This window comes from Hyphomicrobium sp. DMF-1 (assembly GCF_027886585.1).
Classification (GTDB): Bacteria; Pseudomonadota; Alphaproteobacteria; order Rhizobiales; family Hyphomicrobiaceae; genus Hyphomicrobium_C; species Hyphomicrobium_C zavarzinii.
In genome coordinates this window covers 3,585,521-3,601,459 of sequence record NZ_CP115706.1, presented here as the reverse complement: position 1 = coordinate 3,601,459, position 15,939 = coordinate 3,585,521, and the positions used below count along the sequence as shown (strand labels likewise).

The window sequence follows — 15,939 nt, the reverse complement described above, 5'->3', positions numbered from 1 at the left end:
GGCGCAAGCGCAGGAAACGGACCATCAAGCAGTGCCGCCGTCATTTGCGACCGCCGCAGAGGGCGCGGTTCTCGAAAACCACGCGACGTAGAGGGCGGGAAGAAACACGAGCGTCAGCAGCGTGGCAATGAGAAGCCCGCCCATGATCGCGAAGGCCATCGGTCCCCAGAACACGGTTGGCGCGATGGGGATCATACCGAGAACCGTCGAGACCGCGGTCAGCATGATCGGCCGGAAGCGTGTGCAACTCGCATCGATGGCGGCGGTGGTGACATCCTTGCCCTGAGACCGTTCGGACTCGATCTGCCCGATCAGGATGACGGCGTTCTTCGTGATCATGCCCAGAAGGGCGAGGATTCCGAGAATGGCAACGAAGCCGAGCGGCCGTCCCGAGACGAGGAGAGCGGCCACGACGCCGATCAGTCCGAGCGGTCCGACAGTCAGCACCAGCCCGAGCCGCTGGAAGCTGCGCAACTCCACCATCAGAACGGTCAGCATGATCAGCAGCATGAGCGGAACGACTGCGATCACCGAAGCCTGAGACTTCTGGCTTTCTTCGACAGTTCCGCCCTCCACGATGGCGTAGCCCTGTGGAAGCTCCTTTCGCAGCGCCGCGATGCTGGGCGCCAGCGCATCGACGACGGTCTCCGGCAGCGTGCCGCCGGAGACATTCGCCTGCACGGTAAGCGTCGGCACGCGATTGCGCCGCCAGACCACAGGCTGGTCCTGGGCATACTCGAAGGAGGCGAACTGGCTCAGGGGAACGGTTCTGCCGTTGGGGAGCGGAACCTGGATGGTGCGGAGAGTCGCGAGGGAGACGCGCTGCTCGTCCGTTGCCCGGGCGATCACGTCGACAAGATAGATATCATCGCGAACCTGGGTGAGCGTGTTGCCCGTAATGACGGTGTTGAGAACGGACGCCAGCGCTTCGGAGCTGAGGCCGAGCTGGCGCGCCTCGTCCTGGTTGACGGCGATGCGAACCTCGCGCGTCGGTTCAATCCAATCGAAATTTACATGCTCGGCCTGGCGGTTGGCGGCCACGACCGCAGCCAGCTTGAACGCCATGTCCCGGACGACCGCAATGTCCGGCCCGCTGACGCGATACTGAACCGGCCAGCCCACGGGCGGGCCCAGCTCGAGCGGCGAGATGCGGCCGACCACATTGGGGAAGTCGGTTGTCAGGAGCTTTTCGAGGCGCGCGCGCAGCCGTTCGCGCGCCGCGACATTCTTGGCGACGACCACGGCCTGCGCGAAGAACGCATTGGGGAGCTGGACATCGAGCGGGAGATAGAAGCGGATGGCGCCGCGGCCCACATAGGTGCTCCAGCGCGCGACGTCCTCATCGCCGCGAAGTGCCGCATCCAGCCGCTCGACGGCATCCTCCGTCGCGAAGATCGAGGCGTTCTGCGGAAGCCGCATGTCGACCAGCAACTCGGGGCGGTCGGAGGAGGGGAAGAACTGCCGGGGAATGAGAGGGAGCGCCAGAATGGAGGCCACGAACACGGCTAGCGTGGCGGCGACCGTCAAGCCCTTCGCCGCGACGGCGCGCGAAAGAAAGCCGCGATAGCTCTCCAGCACCTTGCTCGATTCGCCGCTCGCGGCGGGCGCAGGCGGCTTCAGAATGACGGAGCAGAGGATGGGGGCGAAGATCACAGCCACGACCCAGGAGACGAGCAGCGCGATGCTCACCACGGCAAACAGCGAGAAGGTGTACTCGCCGGCGGAGCTGGCGGCAAAGCCCACGGGAACGAACCCGGCAATTGTCACGAGCGTGCCAGCCAGCATGGGGAACGCGTAAGTGCGGAACGCGAAAGAGGCCGCTTCCTCCTTGCTGTCCCCCCTGGCGAGACGGGTGAGCGTTGCGTCAGTCATGGTCATCGCATCGTCGACCAGCAAAGCGAGGGCAATGATGAGCGCGCCGAGGGAGATGCGCTGCATGTCTATGCCGAAGAGCTCCATGATCGCGAAGACGATAGCGAGCGTGAGCGGAATGGAGAGCGCGATGATGAGCCCTGCGCGCACGCCGAGGCTGATGAAGCTCACGACGAGGATGATGCCGACGGCCTGCCAGAGCGACGACATGAACTCAGAGATGGCGCTCTCCACCGTCACCGCCTGATCCGCCACGAGCCGCGGTTCGATGCCGAGCGGAAGCGTGGCCTTCACTTCGTCCATTTTCGTTTTGATGTTTTGTCCGAGCGCGAGAATGTCGCCGCCGTCGCGCATGGCGATGGCAAGTCCAATCGCCGGCTTGCCGTTGACGCGGAACAAAGGCTGCGGCGGATCCGAGAAACCGCGCCTTACCTGCGCAATGTCGCGCAGGCGCAACATGCGGTCGCCAACCGCGAAGTTGACGTCGAGCACATCCTGCTCGGAGGTGAATGCACCGGACACCCTGAGTGATAGCGTCTCGTCTCCGGTTTCTATCGTGCCGCCGGGGCGCACGATGTTCTGGGATTGCAGCGCGCGGATCAGCGCCGACCGGTCGACGCCGAGCGTGGCGAGCTCCTTCATGGAGAACTCGACGAAGATCTTCTCGTCCTGTGCGCCCAGGATCTCGATCTTCGAGACGTCGCGGACTTTGAGAAGGGTGGAGCGCACGTCCTCCACGTGGTCGCGAAGCTCACGGTGGGTGAAGCCGTCCGCCGTGAAGCCGTAGATGATGCCGAAGGTGTCGCCGAAATTGTCGTTGAAGCCGGGACCGACGATGCCCATAGGCAAGGTGGATCTCATGTCGGCCACGTTGCGGCGCACCTCGTCCCAGATGTCGCGGACTTCGCGGGCGGTCGTGTCGCCCTGAAGGTTTACGAAGATGGTCGTGACGCCCGCCTTGGTGTAGCTGCGAAGAAAGTCGAGCTTTTCCGTTTCCTGAAGCGTGCGCTCGAGCCGCTCCGTCACCTGGTTGAGCGTTTCCTCGATAGTGGCGCCGGGCCAGGCGGCTTGCACCACCATGGTCTTTATGACGAAGGTCGGATCCTCGTTGCGCCCGAGCCGGGCATAGGAGAAGACACCGGCGATCACCGCCATGATCATGAAGTAGATCACCAGCGAGCGGTTGCGCAGCGCCCAGTGTGAAAGATTGACGCCCATTACGGTTCCGCTCCGAGGATGCGTATCCTTTGTCCGGGATGAAGCGCCTGAACGCCCGCGGTCACGATGACGTCTCCCACGTCGAGGCCGTCGGAGATCATGACGGTGGCCGGGTCGAAGCGGGCCACCTCGACGTTGCGGAGCGAGACGCTGTAATCGGCCGGGTTTACGATCCAGACGGCAGGCTGCAGATTGACCTTCGTCAGCGCGCTCGCCGGTATTTCGATGGTCGCCAGCGTGTCGAGTTCGATTTGGCCGGTTACTGTCGCGCCCAGCCGCATCGCTTCGGGCGGGTCCGTCAGCCCCACCTTCACCTCGAATGTACGGGTGGTCGGGTCGGCCTGGGGCGCCACGGTTCGCACGCGTCCGGCTGCCTTGACGGAGGGATCGTCGCTCAGCCGAACCTCGATCTCCACGTCGGCTGGAACGGAACGCAGCACCTGCGCCGGCACGTCGAACACGCCGTCTTTTCCGTCTTCGCGGGCGAGACGGACGATCATCTGTCCCGCCTGCACCACCTCGTGAGGCTCGGCTCCGGTCGCGGTCACGACGCCAGGCGCGTCGGCCTCGAGCTCCGTGAAACTCACGAGATCATGGGCCGCTTTGAGCTGAGCCTCCGCGGCGTCGAGTTGCGCTTCGGCGGTCGCGCGCGCCTTCTCCGCCTGATCGTAGAGCGCCCGCGTCGTCCAGCCCTGGGAGAGAAGCGTCTCCTGCCGCTCGAAGCGATTGCGCGCTTCCGTTAGCGCCGCATGAGCGGCCGCGAGGTTGGCCTGCGCGGAGCGCAACGCATTCATCTCGTTCTGAGGCTCGAGCCGCGCGACTACTTGGCCTGCCTCGACGCGATCTCCAATTCCGACCGTGCGCTCTGCCATGCGGCCGGAGATGCGGAATCCCAGTGCGGCTTCGTTGGCCGCCTCGACCCGCCCGGTGAGCGCCAGCGGCTGCCCGCCGACACGCTTCTCGACAGTCGTGGTACGCACGGGACGGGGATCGGGCGCCGCGCTTTCGGTGTCGTCGCTACAAGCCGACAGGGCGAGCGTGCCGAGCAGCGCGATCGCGGGAAGAGGCACGCCGAGAAGAGGCGCGACCTGCTGTGATGCTCGGCTCCATCTGCTCATCGGACAAAGCTCCCTCAACTGCCTGATCGGCGCGCGACCTCAGAACGATCCGAATAACGACCCCAGAACGATGACGGCCGCGAGGGCTATCATCGCGCCGAGGATGCAGACGACAACGATGTCCCGGTAGCTTTCGCGGTGTGTCGATCCGCACACGGCGAGCAGGGAGACGACCGCTCCGTTGTGCGGGAGGCTGTCGAGCGTTCCCGCCCCGATGACGGAGACGCGATGCAGCAGGTCCGGATGGATGCCCTGGTCCGCAGCAAGGTGCATGTAGGTGCCCCCGAGCGCATCGAGCGCGATGGTGAGGCCGCCGGAAGCAGAGCCGGTGAGGGCCGCGAGCACGTTGGTTGCGACCGTGAGAGACACCAGCACGCCGCCGCCGATGGAGAGCACCCAATCGCGCACGAACGCGAAGGCGGGTAGCATGGCGACGACGGCGCCGAAGCCGACGAGGCTCGCAACGCTGAGCGCGGGGAGAACGGACGCGTTGGCGCCGGCATCCATGCTTTTGCGCAAGGCGGGGAGGCGCTCGTAGTTGAGAATGATGAGTACGAGCGTCGCCGTGGCCAGCGCGATGGCCACCGACCACACGCCCCCCACGGCCTGGATGGAGGTTCCGCCCCACCGCTCCTCCTTGAGGAACGCGAAGTCGAGCGAGGGGAGAACGATCAAAGCCATCAGCAGATTGACGAGCACGACGACGAACAGGGGCAGCGCGGCAACCCAGATGGGCGGCAACGTCTCGGTGTGCTGGCCGTGAGAAATTTCGGCCGGGTCGAACTCGCGAGCCGCTGTCGCGCGCTCGCGGATGAACTCGTCGTCCGCCGCTGCAGCGCCCGCACCCCCAAGGTCCGCGCCCCCGAAACCTTCTCCTTTGAGCCGCGCCTTGTCCTCCTCACGGCGCAGCCACCACAACCCGAAGCCGAGCATGATGGCCGAGGCGATGATGCCGAGACCGGGAGCTGCGAAAGGCGTCGTGCCGAAAAACGGCATCGGAATGGCATTCTGGATCGCGGGCGTGCCGGGCAGGGCGGACATTGTGAACGTGGAAGTTCCGAGCGCGATCGCGGCCGGTATCAGGCGCCGGGGGATGTTCGCGGCCCGGAACAGCTCGATTGCCATCGGCGCCAGAACGAAGAACGCGACGAACAGGCTGACACCGCCGTAGGTCACCGCCGCGCCGGCTAGAATGACGGCGAGGATGGCGCGCGAAGGACCGAGCGTCTCCGTCATGTAGCGCGCGATGGCCTTCACGGAGCCGCTGTCGTCCATGAGCTTGCCGAACAACGCGCCGAGCAGGAACAGCGGAAAGAACTGCGCGAGAAACTGCGCCGCGTTGGACATGAACGTCTGGGTCCAGTGGGCGAGCAGCGGTTCGCGCGAGAAGGCGGCCGCGATCAGCGCGGCGGCAGGGGCCAGGAGAAGGATGCTCCAGCCGCGATAGGCGAGCCAGATGAGAAATCCGAGCGCAACGATGATGCCAAGAAGTCCCATTGGCTAGACCTGATGAAGAAGGGAGTCCAGATCGACCGATGACCGGCGCCCGAGATCCTGGCTGTGCTTGGTCATGAACTCATCCGCCGAACGCCGTCCCTCGTCGCGCAGCATTTCGAGGAAGGGCCACTCCGCATTGAGTTTCGATGAGTAGCCGAGTTTGCTCATGGTGTCGTTCGGCACCGCATGGACGCGCATCTTGCCCCACAGGGCTCCCTCGGTCGTGCCGGGATCGGCGACCTGCCTCAGTAGCGCGATCATCTTGAGCTCTTTGAGCGTAACGGCGTTGAACGCGACCTCGTTGATCCGGTCGAGGATCTCCCGCGCCGAGCGCGGCGTGCCGGGACGCTCGATCGGGTTGATCGGAACCAGGATGGTGTCGCGCGAGGTGCATTCGAGCACCAAGGGCATGATGCTCGGGTTGCCGGAATAGCCCCCATCCCAGTATGCGTCCCCGTCGATCTCGATGGCCTGGAAAAGCTGGGGCAGGCATGCGGACGCAAGAAGCACGTCGGGCGTAAGCTCGGCGTTGCGAAAGATGCGGCCGCGTCCCGTGCGGACATTCGTTGCGTTCACGAACAGCTTGATTGAGCCGCTCGCAAGGCGGTCGAAATGGACGCATTCGGCGAGCACGTCGCGGAGGGGATTGAAGCCGCCCGGATTGAGATCGTAGGGCGAGATGAGCCGCGCGATCAGGTCCATGGTGATGAACGCGGGCGAGTTGTCGAGTGTCCAGCGTCCGAGCATGACGTCGAGGGGGCTGCGCTGAAAGGGACTGAAACGGGCCGCTTCAGAGACTTTCCGCCAGAAGGTCTCCAGCGCAGCGCGCGCACCCTCCGGCCCGCCATCGGCATAGCCGTCTGCCAGCACTGCGGCGTTCATCGCACCGGCGGACGTGCCAGAGATCCCGTCGATCCGCAGGTTGGGCTCTTCGAGGAGCCTGTCCAGAACGCCCCATGTAAAGGCACCGTGCGCGCCACCACCCTGCAAGGCCAGGTCCACGAGAAGTGGAGTCTTGCGATCTTCGAGACGCACGTTGGGCATCGGTAGCTCCGAATCGGGATCTCAGCCATCCCCGATCTGCGGGGCTCGGCGCGCGGTCTAGGGTTCGACCGCGCGGGGTTCCCGACGGAGCTGCAGACCGAGTGCTATCCACCAGGCGCCATGCAGCAGCAGATCGATGCCGACCAGCGTGCCCAGCACCCACAGTCCGCTCACCGGCCATTTCGCGAGGATCACGAAGCCGGCGATGATGCCGATGACGCCGGACAGAAGGAGCAGCGAGCCGTACCAACGCCAGTACTGAAAGGACTGCACGACGCGCACGACGCCGGATGCGATGAGCGCCAGACCGAAGACGAAGGTGAGCATCACGGATGCCACCAGCGGATCGGAAATGAGGATCGCGCCGCAGACGGCGTAGAGTGCGCCGATGAGAAGCCGCAACGCAAAGCCGCTCCAATGCGGCGCCGTGAATGCGTGGAAGACCTCAGATCCGCCGGCGATGATCAGGAAGAAGCCGATCAGGATCGCGCTGATCACGGTGGCGAGTGCGACATCGCCGAGAACAAAGAGACCGGCGGCAACGAAGACGATGCCGAGCAGGAGTGCGCCCCACCAGCTCGTTGTCGCCAGATTCGGGCTCGAATGAATGACTGACTTGTCGACCATGGTGGACCTCTTGAAATCGAGTGTGAAAGAGAAATGCGAGAAAGATTTCGGGGCGAATTCCTTCGCCTCCGAAAACAGCTCTCCGGAGAAGCGAGTGTGCTGTTTCAAGTTTCAAGTGATCGGCAGCTCGAATGAAGCTGCCGATATGAAATCACTTTTCTTCAGGCGCGGGCCCGCGCATTTCGGGAACGGCACCGCTCACGGTGCCGGTCGCGGGAAGCTTTCCGGCTTCGTCACCCATTCTCTGCGGCGGGCCTTTCGGCGAGGCAGAACCTCCCGTTCCGGTGCTTGCGCCAGTGGCGGCCGAGCCCGTGCTGGGCCCCGTCATATCGGGCGTTGCGTTACGCATGGTCTCGCTGGCAGGGAGCTTTCCCTGATCGCCCATTGTCACGGGCGGCCCTTTGGGCATGGGGCGCTCTTCAGCAAGGGCAGAGGCCGAAAAGGCTCCGAAAGAGACGATTGCAATAGCAGGCGTAATCAAAAATTTCATTGCACGGACTCCTCAGCGATTGGTTCACTAAGTGTCCCCCGTGCTCGAACTATAGGCCCAATTCATCCCCATGAGAAGGAAATGTAATGAAGCGGACCAATTGGAGTTAATTGTTCAAAAATCAGAGCGCGCTTCGGCTCAATGAGTTTGCGCAGCGTCCATTTTTTAACCTGGACGTTCTGATCTGGAGCAGTAAGCGATCGGAATGCGAAGCCGTGCGGCGTTCGCTTTGATCGGGCTCACGAGCCGTCTTTCTCGCTCGGCGGATCGCCTGCCCGGGGAGCTGTCGCGTTAATTTTGAGGAAGAAAGTCAAGGCCGCTATCATCAGCGCGACGGCGATGCCGAGACCGAGGAGATCGAGGTCCCGTGTGCGCGCAACCGCTTCCTTGAGGAAGAGAACGGCAAGAACCGCGACGACGACGCTGATCAGATTGTTCTTGAGATCCTCGATGTTGCGAATGACGAGCCATGCCGGAAGAGGAATGGTGTCGTCGATGAACAGCGCAAACAATCCGACGCAGGTGATGTAGCCCACGATGGCAATCAGGAACACGTCGATGGCCGCCAGCAGGCCAACGGCCAAGAGTCGCGCGCCTTCTGGAGAGACGGACCCTATCCGGAGCGTGTCGACGATCGCAGAGCCGACAACGGCGATCTCGTAGAGGATCAGCGCAACGGCGGCGACATAGATGCCGAGGATGGCGACGACAACGATGTATTTGCTCGAGGCAAGCGTCGTGCGCAACATGGGTTGGCCTCTTCTGGATACGGTCCATCTCAAATTGTCCCACGCGCAAGAGCATAAGCACCAACCAAATAGCTGACAACGTGTTCAGAGCGAGGACGTGTTCAGGGGCAAGCCTGTGTTGGCCATCTGCGCAACTCTTGGGCAGAGAGTGCCGCTTTGCGGACGGTGCTCGACCAAAGTGGACTTGACCCTCGCCGCGAAGCTCACCATTTTCCCCATGTCGGCAATCGACTGCGGAAGAGACCGGTCATGTTCACGCATGACTGGCGCCGAAGGAGCAACCGCCCCGGAAACTCTCAGGCAAACGGACTGCAGCCGAACGACACTCTGGAAAGCGATGAGGCGGTAACCCGCTCCATCCACCGACGATGACAAGGGCCGGGACCGCCAGTGAGTTGGCGGGAAAGGCACCTAATCTTTCAGGTCTCACGACAGAGGGGGCTCGCATCTGTGCGCATAATGCGCGCAGAAGAGCTATGGAGCCCCGCGTGAGCGACGCATCGCACCCCGATCCCGCGCCCATTCTGAACCGTACCCCGCTCTATGCGCTGCATGTCGCGAGGGGCGCGCGCATTGTGCCCTATGCCGGCTACGAGATGCCGGTCCAGTATCCGTTGGGGGTTCTCAAGGAGCATCTTCACACGCGCGCCGCCGCGGGTTTGTTCGACGTCTCGCATATGGGCCAGATCGTCGTCCGCCCGAGGTCAGGTCAGATCGCCGATGCCGCGCTCGCGCTCGAGCGGCTCGTTCCCGCCGATCTCCTCAACCTGAAGCCTGGCCGCCAGTGCTACTCGTTCTTCACAAACGGAACCGGCGGAATCCTCGACGATCTGATGATCGCCCATCGCGGGGACCACGTCCTGCTCGTCGTGAACAGCAATTGCAAGGCGGAGGACGCCGCCCATCTTGCAGCCAACCTCTCCGGCACCTGCGAAGTCGAGCCGCTCGATCGCGCGTTGATCGCGCTTCAAGGCCCCAAAGCCGAAACCGCGCTGGCCCGCTTAGCACCGGCCTGCGCGTCGATGCACTTCATGGACGTGCGCGACATCGATATTCTGGGCGTTCCCTGCGTCGTCACACGCTCGGGCTACACGGGTGAGGACGGATTCGAGATTTCCATACCCGCCGACCATGCGAGCGCGATCGCCGCCGCGCTTCTGGAGGATCCGAACGTACAGCCTATCGGCCTCGGCGCGCGCGATTCCCTGCGTCTCGAAGCAGGTCTCTGTCTCTATGGCGCGGATCTCGACGAAACGACCACGCCCGTGGAAGCGGGGATAGCCTGGGCTGTTCCGCGAACGCGGCGCGCGGAGGGCGAGCACCCCGCCGAGTTTCCCGGAGCACGCATCATTCTCGACCAGATTGCGCGTGGTCCGGAGCGCTGTCGCGTCGGCCTGTTGCCCGAGGGGCGGGCTCCCGTCCGCGCAGGGGCGGACCTGTATCCCACGGAAGACTCGCAGCGTGCCGTCGGCACAGTGACCTCGGGAGGCTTCGGCCCCACCCTCGATCGTCCCGTTGCCATGGGGTACGTGCCGTCTTCGTTGGCGGCAACAGGCACCCGAATCTTTGCCGAGATCCGCGGAAAGCGCCTGCCCATGACTGTCACACCTTTGCCGTTCGTCGCGACCAGATTCAAACGCGGCCCGAGCCGCCAGCCGTGAGAAGGAGATCAACCGAGATGAAATTCACCGATGAGCACGAGTGGCTGACGCTCGAGGGCGACGTGGCGACCGTCGGCATTACCGAGCACGCCACCACCCAGCTCGGCGATCTCGTCTTCGTCGATCTCCCGAAGGTCGGCACGACGGTGAAAAAGGGTGACGGCGCCGCGGTCGTCGAGTCGGTCAAGGCAGCGTCGGACGTCTTCGCGCCGATCGACGGCGAGGTGGTGGAGATTAACGAGGCGGTGGTGAAGGACCCGGCGCTGGTCAATACGGACCCGCTCGGCAAAGGCTGGCTTTATCGCATGCGGCTCGCGAATGTCGCGGATTTCGACGGCTTGATGGACGAGGTGGCCTACAAGGCCCTGGTCGGTTGAGACACTTGCGCGCCTTCCGCTGCCGTTGAGACGCGGAAAGGCATAGGCACTGAATACTGTCGTGCTTCGCCTCGGAAAGGCGCCCGCTTTTCCGGAAGCACCCTCGCGTGGAGACAACGATGCCCGGCTCATACGATCCCTATGACTTCGCCAACCGGCGCCACATTGGCCCCTCGGCGGCCGAGATCACGGAAATGCTGAGTGTGATTGGTGCTGAAAGCCTGCACGCGCTCATCGACGAGACCCTTCCGGCGAGCATCCGCCAGACGTCGCGTATCGACTTCGGCAAATCGCTCACCGAGCGCCGCGCACTCGACAAGGTGCGCGCCACCGCGAACAAGAACCGCGTGCTGACCTCGCTCATCGGGCAGGGCTATCACGGCACCATCATGCCGCCCGCCATCCAGCGCAACATCTTCGAAAACCCCGCCTGGTATACGGCCTATTCGCCCTATCAGCCGGAGATCAGCCAGGGGAGGCTGGAAGCGCTCCTCAATTTCCAGACGCTCGTCTCGGATCTGACGGGGCTCGACATCGCCAACGCCTCGCTGCTGGACGAGGCCACCGCGGCCGCCGAGGCGATGGCCATGGCGCACCGCGTGGCGAGCTCCAAGGCCACGGCCTTTTTTGTGGACAAGGACTGTCTGCCCCAGACCATCGCCGTCGTGAGGACACGCGCCGAGCCGCTCGGCTGGACTGTCATCGTCGGCGATCCCTTCACCGATCTCGATCCAAAGGCCGTTTTCGGCGCGCTGTTCCAGTATCCGGGTGTCTGCGGCGCGTGCCATGATTTCTCCGATCCGATCGCGAAGCTGCATGCCGCCGGCGCCATCGCTGCCGTCGCCGCAGACCCGCTGGCACTGACGCTCCTGAAATCGCCGGGCGAGATGGGAGCCGACATCGCAATAGGGTCGATGCAACGCTACGGCGTGCCGATGGGATACGGCGGCCCGCACGCAGCCTACATGGCGACCCGCGATGCCCTGAAGCGCACGCTTCCGGGCCGTATCGTCGGCGTCTCGGTGGACAGCAAAGGCAACCGCGCCTACCGCCTCGCGCTGCAGACGCGCGAGCAGCACATCCGCCGCGAGAAGGCCACGTCGAACATCTGCACCTCGCAGGTTCTGCTCGCCGTCATCGCGTCCATGTATGCCGTGTTCCATGGGCCGCGCGGCCTGAAGGCCATCGCCGAGCGCGTGCATCGCGATGCTGTGCGGCTCGATGAAGGGCTGACCTCGCTCGGGTTCAAGGTGAGCCCTGCCGCTTACTTCGACACCATCACTGTTGAGGTCGGTGCCTATCAGGGGCTGATCCTCAAGAACGCAGTCGATAACGGCATCAATCTCCGCAAGGTCGGCGGAGATCGCATCGGCATCACCGTCGACGAGCGCACGCGTCCCGATACGCTGGAGGCAGTCTGGCGCGCGTTCGGCGGCTTCGACCTCCGGTACGACGAGGCGTATCCAGCCTCCCGATTGCCGAAGAACCTGATCCGCACGTCGGAGATCCTGACGCATCCCATCTTCCACATGAACCGCGCCGAAAGCGAGATGACGCGCTATATGCGCCGCCTCGCCGATCGGGATCTCGCGCTCGACCGCTCGATGATCCCGCTCGGCTCGTGCACCATGAAGCTCAATGCCACGGCTGAGATGCTGCCGATCTCCTGGCCCGAGTTCGGCGAGCTGCATCCCTTCGTGCCGGCAGATCAGGCGCTGGGCTACAAGGAACTGATCGGAGATCTCTCCGGCAAGCTCTGCGCCATCACCGGCTACGACGCCATCTCGATGCAGCCGAACTCGGGGGCTCAGGGCGAGTATGCGGGGCTGCTCGCCATCCGCGCCTATCACAGGAGCCGCGGCGACGTGAGGCGCGACGTCTGCCTCATTCCGGCGTCGGCCCACGGCACGAACCCCGCTTCCGCCCAGATGTGCGGCATGACGGTGGTCGTCGTCGGCACGGACGCGGGCGGCAACATCGATGTCGCCGACTTCCGCGCCAAGGCGGAGAAACACAAGGACCGCCTGGCCGCCTGCATGATCACCTATCCTTCGACCCATGGCGTGTTCGAGGAGACGGTCGTCGAGCTGTGCGAGATCACGCACGCCAACGGCGGCCAGGTCTATTTCGACGGCGCCAATCTCAACGCGCTCGTCGGGCTGGCCCGCCCCGGAGACATCGGCGCGGACGTGGGCCACATCAACCTGCACAAGACGTTCTGCATCCCCCACGGAGGCGGCGGCCCCGGCATGGGACCGATCGGCGTGAAGGCGCACCTCATACCGTTCCTGCCGGGACATCCCGAGACGGATGGCCGGGAGCACACCGTCTCGGCGGCGCCCTACGGATCGGCGTCGATACTGCCGATCTCGTGGAGCTACTGCCTGCTCATGGGTGGGCGGGGGCTCACCCAGGCCACCCGCATCGCAATCCTCAATGCCAACTACATCGCCAAGCGGCTTGAGGGCGCCTATCCGGTTCTCTACACCGGCCGCAATGGCCGCGTGGCGCACGAGTGCATCATCGACACGCGCCCTCTGCTCGAAAGCGCGGGCGTAACCGTCGACGACATCGCCAAGCGCCTCATCGATTGCGGCTTCCACGCCCCGACCATGAGCTGGCCTGTGGCTGGAACGCTGATGATCGAGCCGACGGAGAGCGAGACCAAGGCGGAGCTCGATCGCTTCTGCTCCGCCATGCTGGCGATCCGCGAGGAAGCCCGTGCCATCGCCGACGGCCGCATCGACCGTAACAACAATCCGCTGAAGAACGCACCGCATACGGTCGAGGATCTGGTGGGCTCGTGGGAGCGGCCATACTCGCGAGAGGCCGCCTGCTTCCCGCCTGGCGCCTTCCGCGTCGACAAGTATTGGCCGCCGGTCAACCGCGTGGACAACGTCTACGGCGATCGCAATCTCGTCTGCTCGTGCCCGCCCTTGGAGAGCTACAAGGAGGCCGCGGAATAGAATGCCAGCGTCTCGGACAGCTCGCGCACGCGCTGTCCGAGACGTCTGTCATGCATGTCAGACGTGTCTGATTACTGCGACTCGATCAGGAAGCTCTTGCTCGGGGCGGTGAGCGTGCTCGAAAGCGTCTCCGCCTCGTCCTTGAGCTGAACGCCGGAGTGTCCGCGCTTGCGGGCCTCCGTCATCAGGTAGAGCAGCTTGTGCACAGCCACGCCGTAGTTGAGCCCCTCGCGCCGCACGTTCGAGATGCAGTTGCGGGATTCGTCCGTGAGACCGACGCGGGGCTTCAGCGTCATGTAGATGCCCATGCTGTCGGGCGAGCTGAGGCCCGGACGCTCGCCGATCAGAACCACCACCATGCTGGCGCCCAGAAGCTCGCCCACCTCGTCGCCGACGGCTACGCGCGCTTCCCGCACCACCACGAGCGGGGCGATACGCCAGCCTTGCTGCACGAGCGGTGGCAGCATCACGTCGAGGAACGCCGTGGCGTTCTCCTCGATGGCGAATGAGGAAAGTCCGTCGCCGATCACGAATACGACGTCATAGCCCTCCGCGGGCCGCGCCACCTTCGTGAGCGCCTCTCGGGAGGCAGCCTCCAGGCGCCGGCCCTTGTCGGGCCGCTGGAGATACATCGGGCGATTTTCGGCGGCGCTATGCAGAACGAGAGGCTGGTGACCGAGCGCCACGAGTGACGCTTCGAGCCGCTTCACGTCGAGCTCATGATGCACGGCGTTGCGTGCCCGCGCATGCGCGAGCTGGAACTCGAGGTGCGGCTTCGTCGGCAGGCTGGTGCCCGCGCGGCCGAGCGCGATGCGCGCCGTCGTGTATTGGCGGAGCTTGCTCCACGGATTGGGAACGACGATGGGATTGTTATCGTCCGACATGCGGGGCTCCACCTCAATGCAGATGCGAGAGTGCGCGCTGGAAAGGCGTCGGCAGCGTATTGGCCAGCTTCAGCGCCTCGCTCTTCTCGAAGATGCCGACGTTGAGCAGCCATTCCTCGAACTCGGGCGACGGCTTGAGACCGAGCGCCTTGCGCGCATAGAGCGCGTCATGGAACGACGTCGTCTGGTAGTTCAGCATGATGTCGTCCGAGCCGGGGATACCCATGATGAACGTGATGCCCGCAACGGCAAGCAGCGTCAGCAGAGTGTCCATGTCGTTCTGGTCGGCCTCGGCATGGTTCGTATAGCAGATGTCGCAGCCCATCGGCACGCCGAGCAGCTTGCCGCAGAAATGATCCTCGAGCCCGGCCCGGATGATCTGCCGGCCGTCGTAGAGATATTCGGGACCGATGAAGCCCACGACCGTGTTGACGAGCAGCGGCTTGTACTTGCGTGCCACGGCATAGGCGCGCGCTTCGAGCGTTTGCTGATCGACGCCGTGATGGGCATTGGCCGAGAGCGCGCTGCCCTGTCCGGTCTCGAAGTACATGGCATTGTTGCCGACTGTGCCGCGCTGGAGGCTTTGCGCGGCGTCGTAGCCTTCCTTGAGCACCGCGAGATTGATGCCGAAACTGCTGTTGGCGGCCTCGGTTCCGGCGATGGATTGGAACACGAGATCGACGGGTGCGCGCCGGTTGATGGCCTCGATGCTGGTCGTCACATGCGTGAGCACGCACGATTGCGTCGGGATGTTGTAGCGCTGGATGATCTCGTGAAGCATGTCGATCAGCGTGATTACGGCGGAGATGCTATCCGTCGCCGGATTGATGCCGATCACCGCGTCGCCGTTTCCGTACATGAGGCCGTCGACGATGCTCGCCGCGATGCCTGTCGGATCGTCGGTCGGATGGTTGGGCTGAAGACGCGTCGAAAGGCGCCCCTTCAGCCCGATGGTGTTGCGGAACTTGGTGACGACACGGCACTTCTGCGCGATCAGCACCATGTCCTGCACGCGGCAGATCTTGGAGACGGCCGCGACCATCTCCGGAGTGAGGCCCGGCGCCAGCGCCGCGAGCGAGCGCTCGTTTGCCTCGTCAGAGAGAAGCCAGTCGCGGAAGGCGCCGACGGTCAGATGCGAGATCGGCGCGAACGCCTTCGCATCGTGATCGTCGATGATCAGGCGCGTCACCTCGTCTGTCTCGTAAGGCACCAGATGCTCGACGAGGAAGACTTTGAGGGGCACATCGGCGAGCGCCATCTGAGCGGCCACGCGTTCCTCGTCGTCGCCTGCCGCCACACCTGCGAGATAGTCGCCGGATCGCGCTGGCGTGGCTTTCGCCATGAGAACCCGGAGGTTCTCGAAGCTGAACCGGTGACCGGCGATGGAATAAGAGTAGCTCATGAGGGTTGCCCGCCGATTGCTGCTGTCCAAGTCT

Annotated in this window: 12 protein-coding genes and 1 riboswitch; of the genes, 3 read left to right on the top strand and 9 right to left on the bottom strand. The window is 64.2% G+C overall.

Annotated features, from left to right (window positions below; genetic code table 11):
- Positions 1–24 precede the first annotated feature (24 nt).
- From PE058_RS16520 to PE058_RS16490, 7 genes are all read right to left on the bottom strand, one after another.
- Positions 25–3,090, bottom strand: coding sequence for an efflux RND transporter permease subunit (locus tag PE058_RS16520; RefSeq protein ID WP_271028896.1), 3,066 nt, complete (start codon positions 3,088–3,090; stop codon positions 25–27).
- On the bottom strand, positions 3,090–4,208 hold the full coding sequence (locus PE058_RS16515) for an efflux RND transporter periplasmic adaptor subunit (RefSeq protein ID WP_020085402.1): 1,119 nt from the start codon (positions 4,206–4,208) through the stop codon (positions 3,090–3,092). Before PE058_RS16515 ends, PE058_RS16520 begins: the two co-directional genes overlap by 1 nt.
- Positions 4,209–4,247: 39 nt before the next feature.
- On the bottom strand, positions 4,248–5,705 hold the full coding sequence (locus PE058_RS16510) for a GntP family permease (protein WP_271028895.1): 1,458 nt from the start codon (positions 5,703–5,705) through the stop codon (positions 4,248–4,250).
- A gap of 3 nt (positions 5,706–5,708) precedes the next feature.
- Positions 5,709–6,749: a patatin-like phospholipase family protein gene (locus PE058_RS16505; RefSeq protein WP_271028894.1), complete on the bottom strand. Its 1,041-nt coding sequence runs from the start codon at positions 6,747–6,749 to the stop codon at positions 5,709–5,711.
- Between the two features lie 57 nt (positions 6,750–6,806).
- On the bottom strand, positions 6,807–7,376 hold the full coding sequence (locus PE058_RS16500; RefSeq protein ID WP_156827301.1) for an HdeD family acid-resistance protein: 570 nt from the start codon (positions 7,374–7,376) through the stop codon (positions 6,807–6,809).
- A 151-nt stretch (positions 7,377–7,527) separates the two neighbouring features.
- Positions 7,528–7,866 (bottom strand): hypothetical protein, encoded by a 339-nt coding sequence (locus PE058_RS16495; protein WP_271028893.1) that lies wholly within the window; start codon positions 7,864–7,866, stop codon positions 7,528–7,530.
- 239 nt (positions 7,867–8,105) lie between these two features.
- On the bottom strand, positions 8,106–8,615 hold the full coding sequence (locus PE058_RS16490; protein ID WP_020085407.1) for a YqhA family protein: 510 nt from the start codon (positions 8,613–8,615) through the stop codon (positions 8,106–8,108).
- A 224-nt stretch (positions 8,616–8,839) separates the two neighbouring features.
- Positions 8,840–8,937, top strand: a riboswitch (glycine riboswitch).
- A 154-nt stretch (positions 8,938–9,091) separates the two neighbouring features.
- Between PE058_RS16490 and gcvT the strand changes: the two genes are divergently transcribed.
- The 3 genes from gcvT to gcvP all read left to right on the top strand — a co-directional run bounded on the left by gcvT (position 9,092) and on the right by gcvP (position 13,619).
- A complete protein-coding gene (gene gcvT / locus PE058_RS16485) occupies positions 9,092–10,276 on the top strand; it encodes a glycine cleavage system aminomethyltransferase GcvT (RefSeq protein ID WP_271028892.1) in 1,185 nt (394 codons plus the stop codon).
- A 17-nt stretch (positions 10,277–10,293) separates the two neighbouring features.
- On the top strand, positions 10,294–10,653 hold the full coding sequence (gcvH, locus tag PE058_RS16480) for a glycine cleavage system protein GcvH (protein WP_020085410.1): 360 nt from the start codon (positions 10,294–10,296) through the stop codon (positions 10,651–10,653).
- A 119-nt stretch (positions 10,654–10,772) separates the two neighbouring features.
- The gene (gene gcvP / locus PE058_RS16475; RefSeq protein ID WP_271028891.1) at positions 10,773–13,619 is read left to right on the top strand and encodes an aminomethyl-transferring glycine dehydrogenase; all 2,847 of its coding nucleotides are present in this window, start codon (positions 10,773–10,775) and stop codon (positions 13,617–13,619) included.
- A gap of 71 nt (positions 13,620–13,690) precedes the next feature.
- On the opposite strand, the gene eutC is transcribed toward gcvP, so the two are convergent.
- Together eutC and PE058_RS16465 are read right to left on the bottom strand one after the other, a co-directional pair.
- A complete protein-coding gene (gene eutC, locus PE058_RS16470; RefSeq protein WP_020085412.1) occupies positions 13,691–14,503 on the bottom strand; it encodes an ethanolamine ammonia-lyase subunit EutC in 813 nt (270 codons plus the stop codon).
- 13 nt (positions 14,504–14,516) lie between these two features.
- Entirely contained in the window at positions 14,517–15,905 is a 1,389-nt protein-coding gene (locus PE058_RS16465; protein ID WP_020085413.1) for an ethanolamine ammonia-lyase subunit EutB, read from the bottom strand.
- Positions 15,906–15,939: the final 34 nt, after the last annotated feature.

Coding starts and splice junctions, on each gene's coding strand:
- gcvP (WP_271028891.1), top strand. CDS start 10,773: ATGCCCGGCTCATACGATCCCTATGACTTCGCCAACCGGCGCCACATT.
- PE058_RS16490 (WP_020085407.1), bottom strand. CDS start 8,615: ATGTTGCGCACGACGCTTGCCTCGAGCAAATACATCGTTGTCGTCGCC.
- PE058_RS16505 (WP_271028894.1), bottom strand. CDS start 6,749: ATGCCCAACGTGCGTCTCGAAGATCGCAAGACTCCACTTCTCGTGGAC.
- PE058_RS16495 (WP_271028893.1), bottom strand. CDS start 7,866: ATGAAATTTTTGATTACGCCTGCTATTGCAATCGTCTCTTTCGGAGCC.
- PE058_RS16515 (WP_020085402.1), bottom strand. CDS start 4,208: ATGAGCAGATGGAGCCGAGCATCACAGCAGGTCGCGCCTCTTCTCGGC.
- PE058_RS16510 (WP_271028895.1), bottom strand. CDS start 5,705: ATGGGACTTCTTGGCATCATCGTTGCGCTCGGATTTCTCATCTGGCTC.
- PE058_RS16500 (WP_156827301.1), bottom strand. CDS start 7,376: ATGGTCGACAAGTCAGTCATTCATTCGAGCCCGAATCTGGCGACAACG.
- gcvH (WP_020085410.1), top strand. CDS start 10,294: ATGAAATTCACCGATGAGCACGAGTGGCTGACGCTCGAGGGCGACGTG.
- PE058_RS16520 (WP_271028896.1), bottom strand. CDS start 3,090: ATGGGCGTCAATCTTTCACACTGGGCGCTGCGCAACCGCTCGCTGGTG.
- PE058_RS16465 (WP_020085413.1), bottom strand. CDS start 15,905: ATGAGCTACTCTTATTCCATCGCCGGTCACCGGTTCAGCTTCGAGAAC.
- eutC (WP_020085412.1), bottom strand. CDS start 14,503: ATGTCGGACGATAACAATCCCATCGTCGTTCCCAATCCGTGGAGCAAG.
- gcvT (WP_271028892.1), top strand. CDS start 9,092: ATGGAGCCCCGCGTGAGCGACGCATCGCACCCCGATCCCGCGCCCATT.